Below are 17,843 nucleotides of genomic sequence, written 5' to 3'. Positions count from 1 at the left end.
TCTCTCAGACCCCCATCGGCATCTCGGAGCGCGGGGCGAACTCGTCCTGCCCCAGCGTCTCCCGGTAATGCGCGAAGGCCCAGTGCACGCTCGGGAAGGCGATCTCGTCCCAGGGGATCTCGTCCCAGGTGAAGAGACCCACCTCCTGGCTCTCGGGGCCGGGCGAAACATCATCCGAGAGCAGGCGCGCGCGGTAGATCATCTGCACCTGGCTGATCCGGGGAATGTTGTAGACCCCAAGCAGCGGGCCGATCTCGATCCGGGCCCGCGCCTCCTCCCATGCCTCGCGGGCGGCGCCGTCCTGGGTCGACTCGCCCTCTTCCATAAACCCGGCCGGGAGCGTCCAGTAACCGAGGCGGGGTTCGATCGCACGCTTGCAGAGCAGGAACCTGTCCTCCCAGGTCACGACAGCGCCGACGACGATTTTCGGATTGATGTAGTTGATGAAGCCGCAATCGGTGCAGACCAGGCGCTCGCGCTCGTCGCCCTCCGGCACCAGTTTCGTCACCGGACCCTTCGGCCCGCTCCGCTCTCCGGCCATCACGCTCCCCGTTCAAGATTCGCGTGGAAACCCTAGCAGAGCCGCAGGCAAAAGAAAGCGCGGCCCTGTTGCAGGCCGCGCCAATACTTCCGGACCGTTTCCAAACTCACACGAGGATGTCTATGGCATCGCCGCGTTCGCGCCGCGTCTCCCTGCGGGCGGAATTGCGCAATGCGGTTGCACGCTCGTTATCGCCCTGGATTTCGCTATTTTCGTCGGAACTGGCGATCGCCGCCGCTGTCAGCGCGTTGTTCCGGTCACGCTCCTGCTCCACCGGCCGGGGGACAACCAGTGTCGGAAGCGTCGCGTTCAGCGGAACTGTGACAGGTACAGCGGGTATCATTTACCTTCTCCAGCACAGCCAAATATGGGGCGGAGTCGGCAAAATGTCAACAAACCCTTGGTTTCCGGCGATTCGCTGAGCGGGATTACTTGTCCGTCATCAGCGCGGCGACCCCGGGAAGGGTCTTGCCCTCGAGCCATTCGAGGAACGCGCCGCCGGCGGTCGAGACATAGCTGAAGCGCTCGGCGACGCCCGCATGGACGAGCGCAGCAACGGTATCGCCGCCACCAGCGACGCTGAGCAGCGCCCCCTGATCGGTCAGCTCCGCCGCGGTCTTCGCAAGCGCGACCGTCGCCGCATCGAACGGCGGGATCTCGAAAGCGCCGAGCGGCCCGTTCCAGACCAGCGTCTCGCTGTCGCGCAGCACCCCGGCGAAGGCCTTCACGCTTTCCGGGCCGGCATCGAGGATCATCTTGTCACCGGGAACGGCGGAAACGGGCACGATTTCGGACGGCGCCCCGGCAGCGAATTCACCGGCGACGACGCAGTCCGTCTGCAGGCAGATCGTGCAGCCTTCCTGTTCCGCTTTCGCAATGATCTCGCGGGCGGTATCGGCGAGATCACGCTCGGCCAGCGACTTGCCGACCTCATAACCCTGGGCATAGAGGAAGGTGTTCGCCATGCCGCCGCCGATGATCAGGTAATCGACCTTGGGCAGCAGATTGCCCAGCAGCTCCAACTTGGTGGAGACCTTGGCGCCACCGACCACCGCCACGACCGGGCGCTCCGGCGATTCAAGCGCGTTCCCGAGCGCCTCGAGCTCCGCCTGCATCAGCAGACCGGCATAGGCCGGCAGGTGATGCGCCAGCCCCTCGGTCGAGGCATGGGCGCGGTGCGCCGTCGCAAAGGCGTCGTTCACATAGATGTCGCCGAGTTTCGCCAGCGCCTTGATGAAGGCCGCGTCGTTCTTTTCCTCGCCCTTGTGGAAGCGGAGGTTCTCGAGGATCAGCACATCGCCGCCCTTCATCGCCGCGACCGCCTTTTCCGCAGGGGCACCGATGCAGTCCTCGGCGAAGGCGACCGGCAGGCCGCCGAGCGCGTCCGAAAGCGGCTGCGCGATCGGCGCGAGCGACATGTCCGAAACCCGCTCGCCCTTGGGCCGGCCGAAATGGGACAGCACCACAACCTTCGCGCCTTTTTTGACAAGCGCGAGAATGGTCGGGACGGCGCGGTCTATGCGCGTCGCGTCCGTCACCTTGCCGTCCTTCATCGGAACGTTCAGATCCACGCGCAGCAGAACCGTGCGGCCGTTGGCATCGAGGGTATCGAGAGTGCGATAGGCTGACATGTTTCTTGCTCCCCGCGGAATTCCGGCGCTTTCAAACACAGACGGCGCGGTGTTTCAAGCACCCTCGTTCCGGCCGGTACTTACTTGTAGGGATCCGCTGCGTCGCGCAGCCCGTCACCGAAGAAATTGAAGGCAAGCACGACCAGGATCACCGGCACCACCGGGGCCATGATCCAGGGGTAGAGTTCGACCGCGTTGATGTTCTGCGCCTCGGTCAGGAGCACACCCCAGGAGGTGATCGGGGGACGCAGCCCGAGCCCGAGGAAGCTGAGCGCGGTTTCGCCGAGGATCATCGACGGGATCGACAGCGTCGCCGAGGCGATCAGGTGACTCATGAAGCTCGGCAGCAGGTGGCGGCCGATGATCCGTTTCGGCTTCGCGCCCATCAGCTGGGCGGCGACGGCGAAATCCTCCTCGCGAAGGGCCAGGAGCTTGGAGCGCACGGCGCGCGCGAGGCCGGTCCAGTCCAGCAGGCCGAGGATGATGGTGATGCCGAAATAGATCAGGATCGGGCTCCAGGTGACCGGCAGGGCCGCCGAGAGCGCCATCCAGAGCGGCAGTTCCGGGAAGGAGCGGATCACCTCGATGACGCGCTGGGTCAGGCTGTCGACCCAGCCGCCGTAATATCCCGCCATGCCGCCGATGACGATCCCGAGCACGAAGCTTACGGCTATGCCGATGAGGCCGACGGTGAGCGAGATCCGGGTGCCGTAGATGATGCGCGAGAACATGTCGCGTCCGAGCCGGTCGGTCCCGAGCAGGAACAGCGTCCCGCCCTCCGCCGGACAGACCAGATGGAAGTCCATCTCCGCCATGCCCCAGAACTTGTAGGGGTCACCGCTACAGAAGAAGCGCAGCTTCTCGACCTTCTCGGTGTTCGGCGTGTATTCGCGCTTCAGGTTGCGCATGTTCAGCGTGTAGTCCAGCCCGTAGACGAAGGGGCCGACATAGCTGCCCTCGTGGAACAGGTGCACCCGCTGCGGCGGCGCGTAGATCGAGTCGGTATGCCTGGTGGCCAGCCCATAGGGCGCGATCATCTCGCTGATGATGGTCGAGAGATAGAGCAGGACCAGAAACAGGCCGGAAATGACCGCGACGCGGTGCCGCTTCAGTTTCCACCACATCATCTGCCACTGGGACGCCATGTAATAGCGTTCCTGCTCCGGCGTCAGGACGGTGTCCGTATCCGGATTGAACGGCTCCCGGTTGACGTAATGGTCGGTGCGCGGGCCTTCGCTCGAGGAAATGCTCATCGATTCGCTCCTCCGCCGAGCCGGATTCTCGGATCGAGCAACGCCAGCAACAGGTCGGAAACGAACATTCCGATCACAGTCAGCAGCGCGAGGAACATCAGGAAGGAGCCGGCGAGATACATGTCCTGGCTCTGCAGCGCGCCGATCAGCATCGGACCGGTGGTCGGCAGCGACAGTACCATGGAGACCACGGCGGAGCCCGAGATGACCTGCGGCAGCATGTTGCCGATATCGGCGATGAAGGGGTTCAGCGACATCCTGAGCGGATATTTCATCAGCGCGCGGAACGGCGGCAGGCCCTTGGCGCGGGCGGTGACCACATACTGTTTCTGCAGCTCGTCCAGCAGGTTGGCGCGCAGCCGCCGGATCATCGCCGCCGTGCCGGAGGTGCCGATGACGACGACCGGGACCCAGAGATGCTCAAGCACCGACAATGCCTTGGCCGTGCTCCAGGGCTGGTCGAGATATTGCGGGTCCATCAATCCGCCGATCGAGGTGCCGAACCAGATATTGGCGAGATAAAGTAGGATCAGCGCGAGCAGGAAGTTCGGCGTCGCCAGTCCGATGAAGCCGACGAAGGTCAGTCCGTAATCGGTGAGGCTGTACTGGTTGCAGGCCGAATAGATGCCGATCGGGAAGGCGACCGCCCAGATGAAGAGAATGGTCGCGAAATTGAGCACGAAGGTCAGGAATACCCGGTCCCCGACCACGTCGGCCACCGGAAGCTGGTATTCGAAGGAATAGCCGTAATCGCCCCGCAGCAGCCCGGTCGCCCAGAGGAAATACTGCTCGTACATCGGCCGGTCGAGACCGTACTGCGCCCGGAGCGCCTCGATCTTCGACTGGTCGACATTCTCGCCCTGGCTCTGCATCTCGTTGATCATCGTGGTGAGATAATCGCCGGGCGGGAGCTGGATGATCACGAAGGTGATGATGCTGATGGCGATCAGCGTCGGGATCATGATCAGGATGCGGCGGATCAGGTAGGTCAGCACGTCTTCTCTCCCCTAGTCCGCGCTCTTGGCCGGCGTTTCGCCGAACCAGAAGGTATCGGGCAGATAGACGCCGAAATGCGCTCCCGGATCCCAGTTGTAGATCGCTTCCTTCGGCACGTTCTGCAGGTTGGAATGCACCACGACCGGCTGCAGCACGCCGGAGACGAGGCCGATGCTGAAGACCTGGTCCGCGTTGATCTCCAGGATCTCCTTCCAGGCCGCGCGCTTCGCCGCCCGCGTCCCGGCATCGCGCCAGCGGTAATAGAGCGCGCGCAGCCGCCGCGCGGGCTCCAGCGCGATCTCCTCGCCGGACTGTTCGCCGGTCTCGATATACTGACCCCATTTCGGCCATTGCAGCTGCTGCTGGGAATAGGGCACGAAATCGGCGGGGCTGGTATCGGCGGTGGCCAATCCGTTCTCGACCCCGGACCAGACGGAGACCAGCGTCTCGCCCGCGAACACCCGGTTGCGGAAAACGTTGCGCTGCGACGGGCGAGTGAAGAGCTTGATCCCCGCCTCGAGCCAGGAATCGTGGATCAGCGACAGGATATCGGTCTGCTTGGTGCTCTCGCCGGCGGTCTCGACGATCAGCTCCAGCGGCCGGCCGTCCGGCAGGTGCCGGATCCCGTCCTCGTCACGCGGGAGGCCGATCTCGTCGAGCAGCCGGTTCGCCTGCTTCAGGTCGAACTGCGCCCAGCGGGTCTGATAGTCCTTCTCGTAGAGCGGCGAGGCGGGGAGAACCGTGTCGTTCCCCTCATAGGCGAGGCCGTAGTAGATGACCTGGTTGATCTCGTGCCGGTTGATCGCCATCGACAGTGCGCGGCGGAAGCGCACGTCGCGGAAGAGCTCGCGCCAGACAGGGTCGGCGGCATTGAGATTCGGGAAGAGCGCCACTTGTGAGCCTTTGGCGGTGCGCCAGAGCCGGGTCTCGAACGGGAACCGGTCCTCCGCCTGCTTCAGGAAGGTGTAATCGTCGAAGGAGAGATAGCGCGCCTGAAGGTCCGCGTCGCCGGAGCCGACCTTGGCCGGAATGAGGCCCGGGCTCGCGACGTCAAAGATCACCTCGTCGATGTATGGCAGCTGGCGCCCCTCGGGATCGACCCGATGGAAATACGGATTGCGCTCGAACCGGAACCGGGTCGAGGTCGCGCTGCCGGTCACCTTCCAAGGCTGCAGCACCGGCAGGTCCGGATTATCCATCCGGTAGAGATTGTCCATCTTGTTGTGCAACGCCGCCCAGTTGCGCTGGTGCGCATCCTCGACCCGCTTCGCCAGCTCCTCCTCCGACGCATAGGCGGCGTGGAACGGCTTCAGATAATGCGCGGGGCGGTAGAGATAGAGCGGGCTCGCCTTGGCGAGCGACGGCAGGAAGTCCGGGTTCGGTTTCGACCAGCTGTAGCGCACCGTCCGCTCGTCGAGCACCTGGAAGAGCGGCGCCTCGCCGTCCACCAGCATCAGGTTCGGCGGACCGGCCGGCGAAAGCTCCGGGCTGTTCGCGACATCTTCCCAGAAGTAGCGGAAATCCTCGGTCGTGAAGGGATGGCCGTCGGACCAGCGGTGGTTCCGGCGCAGCGTGAAGGTGAAGACGCGCTCTTCCTCGACCTCGAAGCGCTCGAGGATGTCGGCGAAGAGCTCGAAATCTCCGGGCTGATGGCTGACCAGACGGGCATAGCCGTAGACCGTCATCTGCCGCGTGTCCTTGCTGCGCGCCATCAGCATCCGCAACGCGCCGCCATATTTGCCGGGCGTCTGACCGCGCGCCGCCAAATCGACGGTCAGAGGCGGCTGCGGCAGCCGCTCCGTCACCGGCGGAAGCACACCGCTCGCGACATCCTTGGCCAGATAAGGCACCTCTCCGGCGGACGCCGTCGCCGCAGCCACCGCAAACACGAATGCAAAGAGCAGAGAGCGCAGCATCACGATGCCAACCTCAGGGTCAAGGCGGACTCGTCGGCACGGACGAAATGCCCGCCGCCGAGATCGATCAGGCGCGGATGGGTCTGCTCGCTCACCGTGAAGGGTGCCGGCCATTCGGAAGGAACCGAGCAGCGCTGGTCCATTACGGACTCGAAATCAAGCGGATTGTCGAGGCTCGGGTCCGGGACCGCCCGCAGCAGCGCCTTGGTATAGGGATGCACCGGGTTGCGGAACAGCTCCTCGCGCGGCGCCAGCTCGACCAGCCGGCCGGCGCACATCACCGCGATCCGGTCGGCGATGTAATCCACCACCGCGAGGTTATGCGAGATGAAGAGATAGGTCAGGTTCAGTTGCTCCTGCAGGTCCTTCAGCAGGTTCAGCACCTGTGCCTGGATCGAGACGTCGAGAGCCGAAACCGGCTCGTCGCAGATCAGCATACGCGGCTTCAGGGCGAGCGCGCGGGCGATGCCGATGCGCTGGCGCTGGCCGCCGGAGAAGCTGTGCGGATAGCGGTTCAGATGGCGTGCGTCGAGACCGACCAGCTTCATCAGTTCGGAGACCATCTCGCGCCGGTAGGCATCGTCGCCGATCCCGTGAATCACCAGCGGCTCGCTGACGATATCGAACACCGTCATGCGGGGATTGAGGGAGCTGAACGGGTCCTGGAAGACGAATTGCAGCTTCTGGCGGAAACCAGTCAGCGCGTCGCCGGAAAGCCCGAGCACGTCGATCTCGCCATCCTGGTCGCAATAGGTCACAGAGCCCTGATCGGGGGACAGCGCCCGCATAATGGTCTTGCTGAGCGTGGTCTTGCCGCAGCCGGACTCCCCGACGAGGCCGAGGCATTCGCCGGGCTTCACCTCGAAGCTGACATCGTCGAGCGCATAGACCTTTGATTCCTCGCTCGAGAGCCAGGCCCCCTTGCGGATGGTAAAACATTTCGAAAGGTTATCGACCTTGAGGATCGGTTTGTGCTGGGGGGCCTTCTTTTCCTCTCCGGTCGGCGCCAGCAGGTGGCCGGTCTCGCTCTTGATCTCGCGGATCGGCACCAGCCGTTCGCCGGGCTCCATGTTGAAGCGCGGCACCGCCGCCATCAGCGCCTTCAGGTACGGGTGCTGCGGATTGCGGTAGAGCTCGTCCCGGGTGCCGCTTTCCATGATCCGGCCGCGATACATCACCACGACGTCGTCGGCCATGTTGGCGACGACCCCGAGATCGTGGGTGATCATCAGCACGGCCATGCCGAGTTCGGCCTGCAGATCCTTCATCAGCTTCAGGATCTGCGCCTGGATGGTGACATCGAGGGCGGTCGTCGGCTCGTCGGCGATCAGCAGAGAGGGGCGACAGATCAGCGCCATCGAGATCATCGCACGCTGACGGAGACCTCCGGAAAGCTCGAACGGATAGGTCCGCATGGCCCGCACCGGGTCCGGAAAGCCGACCATGCGCAGCATTTCCTCGGTCAGCTCGTTGGCCTCGCGCCCGGAGACGCTGCGATGCAGTTCCAGCGCCTCGCGAATCTGGTTGCCTACCGTATGCAACGGCGAGAGCGAGGTCATCGGCTCCTGGAAAATCAGCGAGATCCGGCCGCCGCGGATCTGGCGCATCTCGCGGCTGTTGCGTTTCAACCGGGCGATATCGGTGATCGTGCCCTTGGCCCGATCGTCGGCGAAGAGAATGGACCCGCCGCGGATCTGCGCGATAGACGGCAACAGCCCCATGATGGCCTGGCTGACGACGCTCTTGCCGGACCCGGACTCGCCGACAAGGGCGACCGTGGATCCGGCACGAACCTGGAAGGAAACCTTGTTGACGGCAAGCAATTCGCCACCCGGCAGGTCGAACGCGACCTGCAGGTCCCTGACCCGCAGAAGCGGTGTCAGCTGGTCGATCATGCCATCATCTCCCCTCTGCCGCCGGCATCCTAGCGATCCCCCGCGGCAAGCCCCATCGATACCCCTGCGGCCGTCAGATTTTCGGTTGTCGTCTGGTTGAGAGCGACGCCGTTCCGACCAGCGGCCGCAGCGGCATGCTCAAGCACCGTATCGAAACCGTCAAGTGTGGATTCGACGCTGATTTTCGTGCCGTCGCCGCCCTTTAGGATCAGATGCATCCAGCCTTTCGCCTTGTCTTTCTGGGTCGAATAGTAGCGCAGATCCATTTCCGCCAGATCCGGCCAGGCGATGCTCTTTGCGAACGGCCCCAGAGTCCTGATGCCCTCGTCGGCGACCTCGACCCGGGTCTGGGCACGCAGCCAGGTTTTCAGCAGGAAACCGGCGAAAACCAAGGAAATCAGCGCAAAGATGATCTGGAAGGTGCCGAGCATAGGAGAGAACACGACCGGAAAAGCGGTGACCGCAAAGCCGATCCCGCCGCGCAGATAGTCCGCGATAAGGGCGTTTTTCTGATAGGCGTGCAGACTCATCCGTCATCCTTCATGAGCAAAAACAGTCACTTGGCGCAAAGAGGCGAACCCCTTCGTGGGCGGCGAGCTCTGCCACCAGAACTCCGAGTGCGTGCCAATCCTGCTCCACCATTATCAGATGATGGGTCAGGAGTCCGCAGGGCTCCTCCGCCTCCGCCCCGCCGGCACGGACCGCCGCCAGATGACGGATGATCGCCGCCCGCACCGCCCCGATACCGACAAATCGACGGGTACCACGCCAGTCGATGAGGTCAATATGCGTGTTCACACATTTCAACCCCGGGGCCGGCTCCGCGGTGCGGCGCGGCCCGAAGGCCGACAGTGCCGAAAAACCGCAGGCCGCCAATTCCGCAATCAGCTCCGGCGCAATTCGATTCCAGGGCGGAACGAAACACGGAAGGCAACTCCCACCGAAAGCCGCATTCATGCGGTGGAGGCCTTGCGCAGCATCCCGGCACATCTCATCCGTCGAGCGCGTTCCAGGAAACTCGCATTTCTTCGCACCGGCAGTGGCATGGTTGCGGTGCGCGAAGCCATGGACAAGCAGTTCGGCACCGGTCTCCGCCAACCGGGCCAGCAACCCGTCCGCGTCCATGCCCTCCGGCACGACGGCAAGGCCCGGCACCCATCCCGTCGCGCCTACAAGCGCCAGCAACGGCTCAAGCTCCGCACCCGGCCGCTGCAGATCGTCGTCCCGCCACCAGAAATCGAGGGGCCGGCCGGCCTCTGCCGAAGCATCGAGCGCGCGCCTGAGCTCGTCCGGCGTTGCGGCACCCCCGCTCATGCCTGCTCCAGCAAACCGTTCAGGATATGCGCGGTACCGGCCGCTCCGTCGAGATCCACGCCTGCGACGCCCCTATCACGAGCCGCCACGGCCGTCTCCATAGCAGCGGAGAGTGTGTCGAGGGTCAGCGCTCCTTCCGGAACCACAGCAAGGCGGCCGCGCCGGGCGAGGAGGTCGGCGCGCACCCGCTGTTCAGTCTCGACACCGCCTTCGAACGGGATCACGACGGAGGCGGTCCCGGCGGTCAGGATCTCGGCGAGCGTGTTGTAGCCGGCCTGGGAAATCGATAGATATGCACGCGCAATGAGTGCGGCGAGATCCGGGCGGCTCCGCTCCACGATGACGCCCGGGCCGGCATGGCTTTCGATCTCCCGCGCGGCCTCCTCCGGCATGTGCGGGCCGGTGACGAAGCGCCAGGTGCGGTCGGCGAAAGGCAGATCCGGGCGGAGGCGCGCCAGTTCGGTCATGAAGCTGCCGCCGACGGCACCACCGCCAGCGGAAACCAAGATCTCGCCCTCGCCGTCGCCCTTCCCGTTGCCGGTATCGATCGGGTTCAGCACATAGCCGGTATAGCGAACCGGCGGCGTCAGCTCGTCATACATCGGAAAGGTGTCGGCCAGGCTGATGACGTCCTCGTCGCCATGCACGAGAACCAGATCGTAGTACCGGTCGACGGTCTCGACGATTTCCCGGTTCCTGTCGGGCCGGGGCTTGGTGACCAGGATGTCCCGCATCGAGGAGACGATCTTCGGTTTCCAGGACGCCTCCTTCGCAAGGTCCAGAAGCGGCAGCAATTCGAAGCGCATCTGCCGGCGGCCGAAGGGAAACAGCTCGGTGAAGAGGATCGACGGGCGGATCTCCTCGAACAGTGCGAGCAACCGGTCGCGGCGCGCCGCCTTCCAGGCGTCGTCGATCTGCCGCCCGTTCTCGTCCTCGAGCACCTTGAAGAGCGTGTCCGCCGCCCTGACCGGCGGCAGCTGATGCAGCTTCGCGGCCCCGATATCGAGATGCGGCACCGGCATGCCGCCGGAGACGAAATGCACTTCGAAACCCGCCGCGGCCGCGGCCTGGGCGACCGCCGCCGCGCGGCGCAGATGCCCGATCCCGAGCAGGTTCTGGACATAGAGGAAGAGCGAATTCGACCGGGGATCCGTCATGGAAGCAGGCTCACATTCATGGCATCGGGCTCGAGCGTCCCATCGGCGTCGAGACGGACCACATGGAGCGCCGACCAGTCAAGCCGGACCGGCGGTTTTCCGGTCATGTCCCAGCCGAAAGCCAGTGCGAGCCCCGCTCGGATCACCCCCTTATGGGTCACCAGAAGGCAACGCTCCGGCCGTGGCCTCAGGTCGTTCAGTCTGGTGAAGACGGTTTGCAGCCGGTCCTGAACCTCGCGCGGGCTCTCCCCGCCGGCAGGGCGGAAGTCGCGGCCACGTGCCTCGTTCGTTTCCATTTCTTTTCCGTAACGTTTGCGCAGGTCGGGAAGCCGTTCACCTTCCCAGTCCCCCCAATTCATCTCTATGAGCAGAGGATCCACGGTCGCGTTCTCAATCCCCGCGAGTTCAGCCGTTTCGCGCGCCCTCTCGAGCGGCGAGACGAAGGCGGGAACACCGCGAAACTCTTCCGGAAGGCTATATCCCGCGGCCATCGCGTGGCCTGCTTCGGAGAGCGGGATGTCGGCACGGCCCTGCAGGCGCTTCTCCGCGTTCCATGCCGTCGGGCCGTGACGCAGGAACCCGATCCTCACGGCCGCGTCCTCTCGGGCCGCAGAAGTTTATTGAGCGCCGTATCCAGGCGGACAGCGGCGGCTTCGAGACTGTGGAGCCGGTTTGTCTTGGTCCGTGCCGCGTCACCCATTTGCCGGACCAGCTCCGGGTCGGTGAGCAGCCGGTCGAGATTGGCGGCAAACCCTGCCATGTTGCCCTCGGGAGAGAGCAGTCCCGTCACGCCGTCGGTCACGATGTCCGGAACGCCGCCGACATCGCCCGCAACCACGGGAAGCCCGGCTGCCTGCGCTTCCAGCAGGGCCATGCCGTAGGCTTCGTTGATCGCGGGCCAGGCGAGGATATCGGAGCCAAGATAGAGCTCCGTCAGACGCTCGGGCCCGACTGCGCCGAGGAAGCGCACCCGGTCGCCATGCGCCGCAAATGCCTGCTCGACCTCGGCACGGGCCGGTCCGTCTCCCGCGATCAGGAGTGTCCAGCGCCGTGCCGGCGGGAGCGCGGACAAAGCCTCGGCCAGCAGCCTGTAGGAAGCGATTTTCACGCCGGGACGCATCATGCCCACCGCCAGCAGCAGGGGATCCCGGTCCGCGATTCCGAGTTCCGCCCGGAGATCCGCAGCGGCCGGCCGGTTCGGATAGGGCAGCCCGTCGACGAAGGGTTTCAGGTCGAGATAAGCGCTCCCGGGCTTCAGGACCGGCAGGAGACAGGCCTTGTCCCGGCTGTTGAATCCGATGACGAGATCCGCCCGGCCAATCGCGTCGAGCACGCGCCGGTGGGAGGCCGCCCAGGACCCCTCCGACCGTTTCGGCGCGTTGGAGGCCTCGGCGGCGACATAGGGAATACCGAGCCGCTCCGCGACACGGGGACCGATATGATCCGGTGCCTTGTAGTAGAGGTGATAGGTGAACCAGAGATCCGGCGCCGCGATCCTTCCGTTTTCGCAACAAGCGACGAAGCGATCGGCGTAACCTGTCCCGCGGGACGCGATGCGTTCCTGCCGTGCGGGATCGCCCGCGCCGTCCCGGCTGCGCAGGCGCGAGGCGAGGAAAACCTCGTGCCCGCCCGCCCGGAGCGCGGCCATCAGCAGGCGCGCCATGCGCCGGTCGCCGGAAGGAGTCGGCGCGTCGGGGGCTTTCAAGGGGGCGTAGAAAGCGATTCTCACGCTGCCGCGTCCGTCCCGGATTCGGAATTTGCCTGATCGAGGCCGAGCAGCCCGGCGAGAATGGAGATTGCGGAATGATGGTCGAACCGGCTCCGCACCCGTTCCTCCCCGGCCGCGGCCAACACGGCACGCCGCTCCGGATCGCGGATCAGCGCCTCGAGCGCCGCCGTCAGCGCCACGCCGTCATCCGGCGGAACAAGTTCTCCGGTCACGCCGCTCTCGATGAGCTCGGGAATTGCCGCCACGGCGGTCGCGAGACAGCAGAGGCGCTGGCTCTGCGCTTCCATCAGGACATTCGGAAGGCCATCCCGGTCGCCGTCCTCGGCCACCCGGCTCGGCAGGATGAAGAGATCGGAGGCGCGATAGGCCTCGATCACCGCGCTCTGCGCGGCCGCGCCGCGCCAGGTGACGCGCCCGGCGATCCCCAGACGCGCGGCCCGATCCTTCAGCGCTTTCAGCTCCTTGCCGCCGCCGATATGGGTCCAGTGCCAGGACAGTCCCTCCGGCAGGCGTGCAAGCGCGTCCAGCAGCCGGTCGAAGCCCTTTTTCGGCACCGCGCGGCCGACCGAGAGCAGCCGCACCGGCGCCGCCGATCCGTCACTGCCGGACGCTTTCGGGGCCGCCGGAGCGAAACTCGACAGGTCGAGACCGTGATAGACCAGCCGGGTCCGTCCCGGCACGAGAGCATCGAGATGCGCGTGGCCGTAGCGGGTGCAAGTCACCGCCCAGGCCGCGTCCTGCAGCTTCTCCCGCTTCTCCCACTCGGGACTGAGCCAGATGTCCTTGGCATGCGCGGAGGCCGACCAGCTGCGCCCGGTCATCAGCGCGGCGTAGCGCGCGACCGAGGATGGCGTGTGCAGGAAATGCGCGTAGATGTGCCGGTAATGCGGGTCGAGTTCGGCGGCGAGAACCATTGCCTGACCGAAACGGCGCCCGCGGTTGGGTGTAGGATCGCGCCGGAGATCCCTCAGCCAGAGACGGAAGACCGAACCGTAACCGGGCATCCGCCGGACCTTCCACCAGGCCTTCAGAACCCGGAGCGGCGCCTGGTAGAGATATTCCGGCAGGTAATTGACCGCCGCGGCGATCTGCCCATGCACCGGATGCGTGGCCTTGTCGGTCGGATGGCGCAGCGAAACGATCGTATAATCCAGCCCGCGCCGCTGCAGCTCGAGGATTTCCTGCGCGATGAAGGTTTCCGACAGACGCGGATAGCCTTTCAGCACGATCGCCGTCGGAACGCTGGAAGCTGGCTCTGTCATACCGTCTCGCATGCTCTCGGTCCGGACGCCACGGCGGGACCGCCGTGCTCACGCCTCGCGGCGGAGCACCGAGATGTTGGACCCGGGACGCTCATAGAGCCATCGATGGGTGAGACGGTTTACTTCGTCAAGGCCATCCAGCAGGGACGCCGCCATGATCTCGGAGGGGCGCGGCTGGCTTGGCAGGCGCCGCAGCGCATCCGCCATGACCTCGGGCTCGCGGCTGCCGTCGTCGACCAGCATCGCCGTCATGCCCAGTTCCTCGGCGCGCGACGCGCGGATGAACTGCTCCAGCCTCGGCTCTGTCCGGGGCACGATAAGGCCGCGTTTGTCAAAGGACAGGATCTCGCAGAAGGTATTGTAGCCGCCCATCGCCACGATCCCGGCGGCGCGGGCCATCATGCTCTCGATCCGCGCGTCGAAGGTGATCGCCTCGACGCGGTCGAGTTCGGCCGCCCGTTCCATGAAATCGTTCTGCAACTCGGCAGGCATGAAGGGGCCGAGCACGAGCAGGGCCCGGTAGGGCAGACGGTCGTCGGACTCGTAGGCCTTCAGGACCCAGTCCATGAGACCGTCGCCGTCGCCGCCGCCGCCGGCCGTCACCAGAATGAACGGATCCTCTAGATCGGTCGTCGAGATCGGGTGGGTGTGGCTCGGCACCTTGCGCTTCAGGTAGCCGGTATAATGCGTCTTGGCATGGACCGACTCGGGCATCGGCATGCCGGAATAGGGATCGCAGACCGACTGCAGCCCGTAGACCCAGATCTCGTCATAAACGTCGCGCAGGGCCTCGACCGCGTTCTTGCGCTCCCATTCGGGCAGCAGCTTTTCCGGCTCGTCCATCACGTCGCGCAGACCGAGCACGAGCGGCGTGCCGCGATCCTTCAGCATCTCCAGTGTCGGGCGCACCTCGCCGCGCAGGCCCCAGGGCTCCTTGTCGACGATGAACAGGTCCGGATCGAAAGCGTCCGCCGTGTGCTTGATGATCGAGGAACGGAGATTGAGCGTCTCCTCGATGTCGAGATGCAGGTTGAGCGAGGTGTAGTCGCCGTTGCGCAGCTTGATCACGCCCGGAATGCGCACGAAATCGACCCGTGTGCGGAAATCGAAGCTTCCGATGATCGGCGAGCCGGACAGGATCAGAACCGTCAGGTCCGACTGCTGCTCGACGAGCGAATGCGCGATCGCCCGGCAACGGCGCAAGTGGCCGAGCCCCATCGTGTCGTGACTGTACATCAGGACACGCTTCTGGCCGCGCTTGTTGCTAGCGTACGTCATACGCCCGTCCACGTTGTTATCGGCCTTGTATCGAATGGAAAGCCCTGCTGAACCCGCAGGTTCGACCCCCACCATATCCCCTTGAGAGTGCACTATGCCACAGCGCACGGTGCGGCAAAACCAGTTTGGCCCGCGGCACATTTACCTGACGGTATCGTTCGGTTACTGTTCTGTCAGAAAACGGTTTTTGCCAACCTCGCCACTCGGTACGGGCTGACGCTCCGCATGGAACCCACGATTTTCCGGTTCATTTTCCGGCACAGCAAGAAAGAACAGATCTTTCTGCTCGTGCTGACCGGCCTGTCCTTTCCATTCCTCTACTATTCGCTCGACCTCCCGAAAACGATCATCAACAAGGCGATCGCCGGCAAGAACCTGCCGCAGGACATCTTCGGCTACCAGCTCGACCAGATCCCCTACCTGATGCTGCTGAGCGGCCTCTTCCTTGGCCTTGTCTGCATCAATGGCGGATTCAAATACTATATCAACGTCTATCGCGGCCAGCTGGGCGAGCGGATGCTGCGGCGGCTGCGCTACGATCTCTATGCCCGCGTGCTGCGCTTTCCCCTGCCGCATTTCCGCCGGGTCAGCCAGGGCGAAGTGATCCCGATGATCACCGCCGAGGTGGAGCCGCTCGGCGGCTTCATCGGCGATGCCATTTCGCTTCCCGCCTTCCAGGGCGGCACCCTGCTGACCATCCTCGTCTTCATGTTCGTGCAGGATCCGATCCTCGGGACCGCCGCGATCGCCCTCTATCCGGTGCAGGCCTATCTCATTCCAAGGCTGCAGAGGCGGGTGAACGCGCTCGGCAAGGAGCGGGTCAGAACCGTCCGCAAGCTTTCGGACCGGATCGGGGAGAGCATTTCCGGCGTCCAGGAAATCCACGCCAACGACTCCTCCCGCTTCGCGCTCGCGAATTTCACCACCATGCTCGGCGAGATCTACACGATCCGCTTCGAGATCTACCGCCGCAAATTTTTCATCAAGTTCCTCAACAATTTCATCGCCCAGCTGACACCGTTCTTCTTCTACTCGATCGGCGGTGTCCTGGTGATAAAGGGCGACCTGACCTTCGGTGCGCTGGTCGCCATCCTCGCCGCCTACAAGGATCTGTCGGCGCCATGGAAGGAGCTTCTGACATACTACCAGCGCAAGGAAGATTCGCGGATCAAGTACGATCAGGTGGTCGAGCAGTTCGACCCGGCCGGAAGCCTGACCGAGGCACAGCAGCTGGACGAGCCGGAAACACCGATTTCGCTCGACGGGCCCGTCGCGCTCAGAAACGTTGGCCTGACCGACGATGAAGGCGAGGTCCTGCTGGAGGGCGTTTCCATCGAGATCGGGCAAGGCGAGCATGTCGCGATCACCGGTCCCGGCGGCGGCGGCAAGGATCTGCTGGCGACGGTCATCGCCCGGCTCGTGCTGCCGACCTCCGGGAGCGTGACCATCAACGGCGTCGATATCGCTCCCCTGCCGGAATCCGTCACCGGCCGCCGCATCGGTTATGTCGGGCCCGGCGCCTTCGTGTTCTCCAGCACGATCCGAGACAACATCCTTATGGGCGCGCGTCACCTCCCCTTCGGCGAAGGAGACCCGAGCGTTTTTCCGGATTCTCCGGAACAGCGCGCCGACGCGGAGGCCTCCGGCAACTCCCTCGATCCGATTTCCGCCAACTGGATCGACTACCAGTCCATCGGCGCGGACGAGAACGGTCTGAAGGACCGGATCGCCGAACTGCTGAAAGTGGTTGGGCTCGAGGACGAGGTTTACGCCATCGGACTGCGCGGCTCGCTGCGGGCCGAGAGCGAGGAGGAGATCGCCAACCGCATTCTCGGCGCGCGGGTCCGTCTGCGCGCGCGGCTGGAAGAACTCGGTCTCGCCGGCCTGGTCGAGCCCTTCGACGCCGAGAAATTCAACACCAATGCCAGCGTTGCCGAAAACCTTCTGTTCGGTACACCCGTCGGCGACGATTTCGCGCTCGACCACCTCGCCTCCGACCCCTATGTCCGGTCGGTACTCGACAAGGTCGGACTGACCGAGGATTTCGTGCATATCGGCCGCGATGTGGCGGCGACGATGGTCGAACTGTTCAAGGACCTGCCGCCGGACCACGAGTTCTTCGCGCAATATTCCTTCATCTCCGCGGACGATCTGCCGGAGTTCCAGACCCTTCTGCAGCGCGCCGACAGGGTCGGCCTCGACGGGATGGAAGCGGAGGACAAAACCCGTTTCCTCGAATTGCCGTTCAAGCTCATCCCGGCACGCCACCGCCTCGGAATGATCTCGGAAGAATTGCAGGTCCGGATCCTCGAAGCGCGCAAGGTGTTCCGTGAGGAGCTTCCAGCCGAACAGCAAACGGCGCTCGAGTTCTTCTCGGTCGACCGCTTCAACCTTGCCGCCTCGGTGCAGGACAATATTCTTTTCGGCAAGATCGCCTACGGTCAGGCGGATGCCGGAAACCAGGTCGGCAAGGTGCTCGCCGAGGTCGTCGAGTCCGAAGGCCTGAGAGCTATCGTGATCGAGGTCGGCCTGGACGCGGAAGCCGGCATCGCCGGATCCCGGCTGACCGCGGCGCAGCGCCAGAAGGTCGCGATCGCGCGCATCCTGTTGCGGCGCCCGGACGTCATCGTCCTGAACGAAGCCATCGCGGTCCTCGATTCCGGCCTGCAGGCCCCGATCCTTTCCAGGATCTGTGCCGAAGCGGAAGGCCGGACCGTGATTTTCGTCGCTCACCGCGCGCGTCTCGCCCAGACGTTCACCAGAATTCTGGTGATGTCCGGCGGTCGCGTGATCGAAGACGGCACTTTTGATAGTCTGAACCAGGAAGGCACGATGTTCCGGGGACTGCTGGATGAGGAATAGGACAGCGCC

At 64.6% G+C, this 17,843-nt stretch carries 15 protein-coding genes; 1 reads left to right on the top strand and 14 read right to left on the bottom strand.

The features are described from left to right. Window positions 1-4 precede the first annotated feature (4 nt). The 14 genes from IG122_RS15535 to IG122_RS15470 form a co-directional block, all read right to left on the bottom strand. Window positions 5-541: an NUDIX hydrolase gene (locus IG122_RS15535; protein ID WP_193185230.1), complete on the bottom strand. Its 537-nt coding sequence runs from the start codon at window positions 539-541 to the stop codon at window positions 5-7. A gap of 106 nt (window positions 542-647) precedes the next feature. Continuing rightward, window positions 648-884, bottom strand: a complete 237-nt coding sequence (locus tag IG122_RS15530; RefSeq protein ID WP_193185227.1) for a hypothetical protein — start codon at window positions 882-884, stop codon at window positions 648-650. Window positions 885-969: 85 nt separating this feature from the next. Then, window positions 970-2,172 carry a phosphoglycerate kinase gene (locus IG122_RS15525; RefSeq protein ID WP_193185224.1) on the bottom strand — a complete coding sequence of 401 codons (1,203 nt, stop codon included), beginning with the start codon at window positions 2,170-2,172 and terminating at the stop codon, window positions 970-972. Between the two features lie 80 nt (window positions 2,173-2,252). Then, window positions 2,253-3,425 (bottom strand): ABC transporter permease, encoded by a 1,173-nt coding sequence (locus IG122_RS15520; protein ID WP_193185221.1) that lies wholly within the window; start codon window positions 3,423-3,425, stop codon window positions 2,253-2,255. Then, window positions 3,422-4,420, bottom strand: coding sequence for an ABC transporter permease (locus IG122_RS15515; RefSeq protein WP_193185219.1), 999 nt, complete (start codon window positions 4,418-4,420; stop codon window positions 3,422-3,424). The genes IG122_RS15520 and IG122_RS15515 overlap by 4 nt, the downstream gene beginning before the upstream one ends. Before the next feature lie 12 nt (window positions 4,421-4,432). Beyond that, a complete protein-coding gene (locus IG122_RS15510; protein ID WP_193185216.1) occupies window positions 4,433-6,337 on the bottom strand; it encodes an ABC transporter substrate-binding protein in 1,905 nt (634 codons plus the stop codon). Next, the gene (locus IG122_RS15505; protein WP_193185213.1) at window positions 6,337-8,232 is read right to left on the bottom strand and encodes an ABC transporter ATP-binding protein; all 1,896 of its coding nucleotides are present in this window, start codon (window positions 8,230-8,232) and stop codon (window positions 6,337-6,339) included. Before IG122_RS15505 ends, IG122_RS15510 begins: the two co-directional genes overlap by 1 nt. Before the next feature lie 29 nt (window positions 8,233-8,261). Beyond that, window positions 8,262-8,762 (bottom strand): hypothetical protein, encoded by a 501-nt coding sequence (locus tag IG122_RS15500; RefSeq protein WP_193185210.1) that lies wholly within the window; start codon window positions 8,760-8,762, stop codon window positions 8,262-8,264. A gap of 10 nt (window positions 8,763-8,772) precedes the next feature. Beyond that, window positions 8,773-9,546: a polysaccharide deacetylase family protein gene (locus IG122_RS15495; protein WP_193185207.1), complete on the bottom strand. Its 774-nt coding sequence runs from the start codon at window positions 9,544-9,546 to the stop codon at window positions 8,773-8,775. Then, window positions 9,543-10,703 (bottom strand): glycosyltransferase family protein, encoded by a 1,161-nt coding sequence (locus IG122_RS15490; protein ID WP_193185204.1) that lies wholly within the window; start codon window positions 10,701-10,703, stop codon window positions 9,543-9,545. The genes IG122_RS15495 and IG122_RS15490 overlap by 4 nt, the downstream gene beginning before the upstream one ends. After that, window positions 10,700-11,293, bottom strand: a complete 594-nt coding sequence (locus IG122_RS15485) for a histidine phosphatase family protein (RefSeq protein ID WP_193185201.1) — start codon at window positions 11,291-11,293, stop codon at window positions 10,700-10,702. Before IG122_RS15485 ends, IG122_RS15490 begins: the two co-directional genes overlap by 4 nt. Continuing rightward, window positions 11,290-12,432, bottom strand: a complete 1,143-nt coding sequence (locus tag IG122_RS15480) for a glycosyltransferase family 4 protein (protein ID WP_193185197.1) — start codon at window positions 12,430-12,432, stop codon at window positions 11,290-11,292. The genes IG122_RS15485 and IG122_RS15480 overlap by 4 nt, the downstream gene beginning before the upstream one ends. Further along, window positions 12,429-13,694, bottom strand: coding sequence for a glycosyltransferase family 4 protein (locus IG122_RS15475; protein ID WP_193185194.1), 1,266 nt, complete (start codon window positions 13,692-13,694; stop codon window positions 12,429-12,431). The genes IG122_RS15480 and IG122_RS15475 overlap by 4 nt, the downstream gene beginning before the upstream one ends. A gap of 48 nt (window positions 13,695-13,742) precedes the next feature. Continuing rightward, window positions 13,743-14,972: a glycosyltransferase family protein gene (locus IG122_RS15470; protein WP_226893594.1), complete on the bottom strand. Its 1,230-nt coding sequence runs from the start codon at window positions 14,970-14,972 to the stop codon at window positions 13,743-13,745. Window positions 14,973-15,197: 225 nt separating this feature from the next. Here IG122_RS15470 and IG122_RS15465 point away from each other — a divergent pair, with 225 nt between their 5' ends. Further along, window positions 15,198-17,834, top strand: a complete 2,637-nt coding sequence (locus IG122_RS15465; RefSeq protein ID WP_193185191.1) for an ABC transporter transmembrane domain-containing protein — start codon at window positions 15,198-15,200, stop codon at window positions 17,832-17,834. The last annotated feature ends 9 nt before the right edge of the window (window positions 17,835-17,843 follow it).

Source organism: Nisaea sediminum (assembly GCF_014904705.1).
Lineage (GTDB): Bacteria > Pseudomonadota > Alphaproteobacteria > Thalassobaculales > Thalassobaculaceae > Nisaea > Nisaea sediminum.
The sequence above is the reverse complement of the archived record's forward strand: the minus strand, read 5'-3'. Positions and strand labels throughout refer to the sequence as shown.

Coding starts and splice junctions, on each gene's coding strand:
- IG122_RS15535 (WP_193185230.1), bottom strand. CDS start 541: ATGGCCGGAGAGCGGAGCGGGCCGAAGGGTCCGGTGACGAAACTGGTG.
- IG122_RS15530 (WP_193185227.1), bottom strand. CDS start 884: ATGATACCCGCTGTACCTGTCACAGTTCCGCTGAACGCGACGCTTCCG.
- IG122_RS15525 (WP_193185224.1), bottom strand. CDS start 2,172: ATGTCAGCCTATCGCACTCTCGATACCCTCGATGCCAACGGCCGCACG.
- IG122_RS15520 (WP_193185221.1), bottom strand. CDS start 3,425: ATGAGCATTTCCTCGAGCGAAGGCCCGCGCACCGACCATTACGTCAAC.
- IG122_RS15510 (WP_193185216.1), bottom strand. CDS start 6,337: ATGCTGCGCTCTCTGCTCTTTGCATTCGTGTTTGCGGTGGCTGCGGCG.
- IG122_RS15505 (WP_193185213.1), bottom strand. CDS start 8,232: ATGATCGACCAGCTGACACCGCTTCTGCGGGTCAGGGACCTGCAGGTC.
- IG122_RS15500 (WP_193185210.1), bottom strand. CDS start 8,762: ATGAGTCTGCACGCCTATCAGAAAAACGCCCTTATCGCGGACTATCTG.
- IG122_RS15495 (WP_193185207.1), bottom strand. CDS start 9,546: ATGAGCGGGGGTGCCGCAACGCCGGACGAGCTCAGGCGCGCGCTCGAT.
- IG122_RS15490 (WP_193185204.1), bottom strand. CDS start 10,703: ATGACGGATCCCCGGTCGAATTCGCTCTTCCTCTATGTCCAGAACCTG.
- IG122_RS15475 (WP_193185194.1), bottom strand. CDS start 13,694: ATGACAGAGCCAGCTTCCAGCGTTCCGACGGCGATCGTGCTGAAAGGC.
- IG122_RS15470 (WP_226893594.1), bottom strand. CDS start 14,972: ATGACGTACGCTAGCAACAAGCGCGGCCAGAAGCGTGTCCTGATGTAC.
- IG122_RS15465 (WP_193185191.1), top strand. CDS start 15,198: ATGGAACCCACGATTTTCCGGTTCATTTTCCGGCACAGCAAGAAAGAA.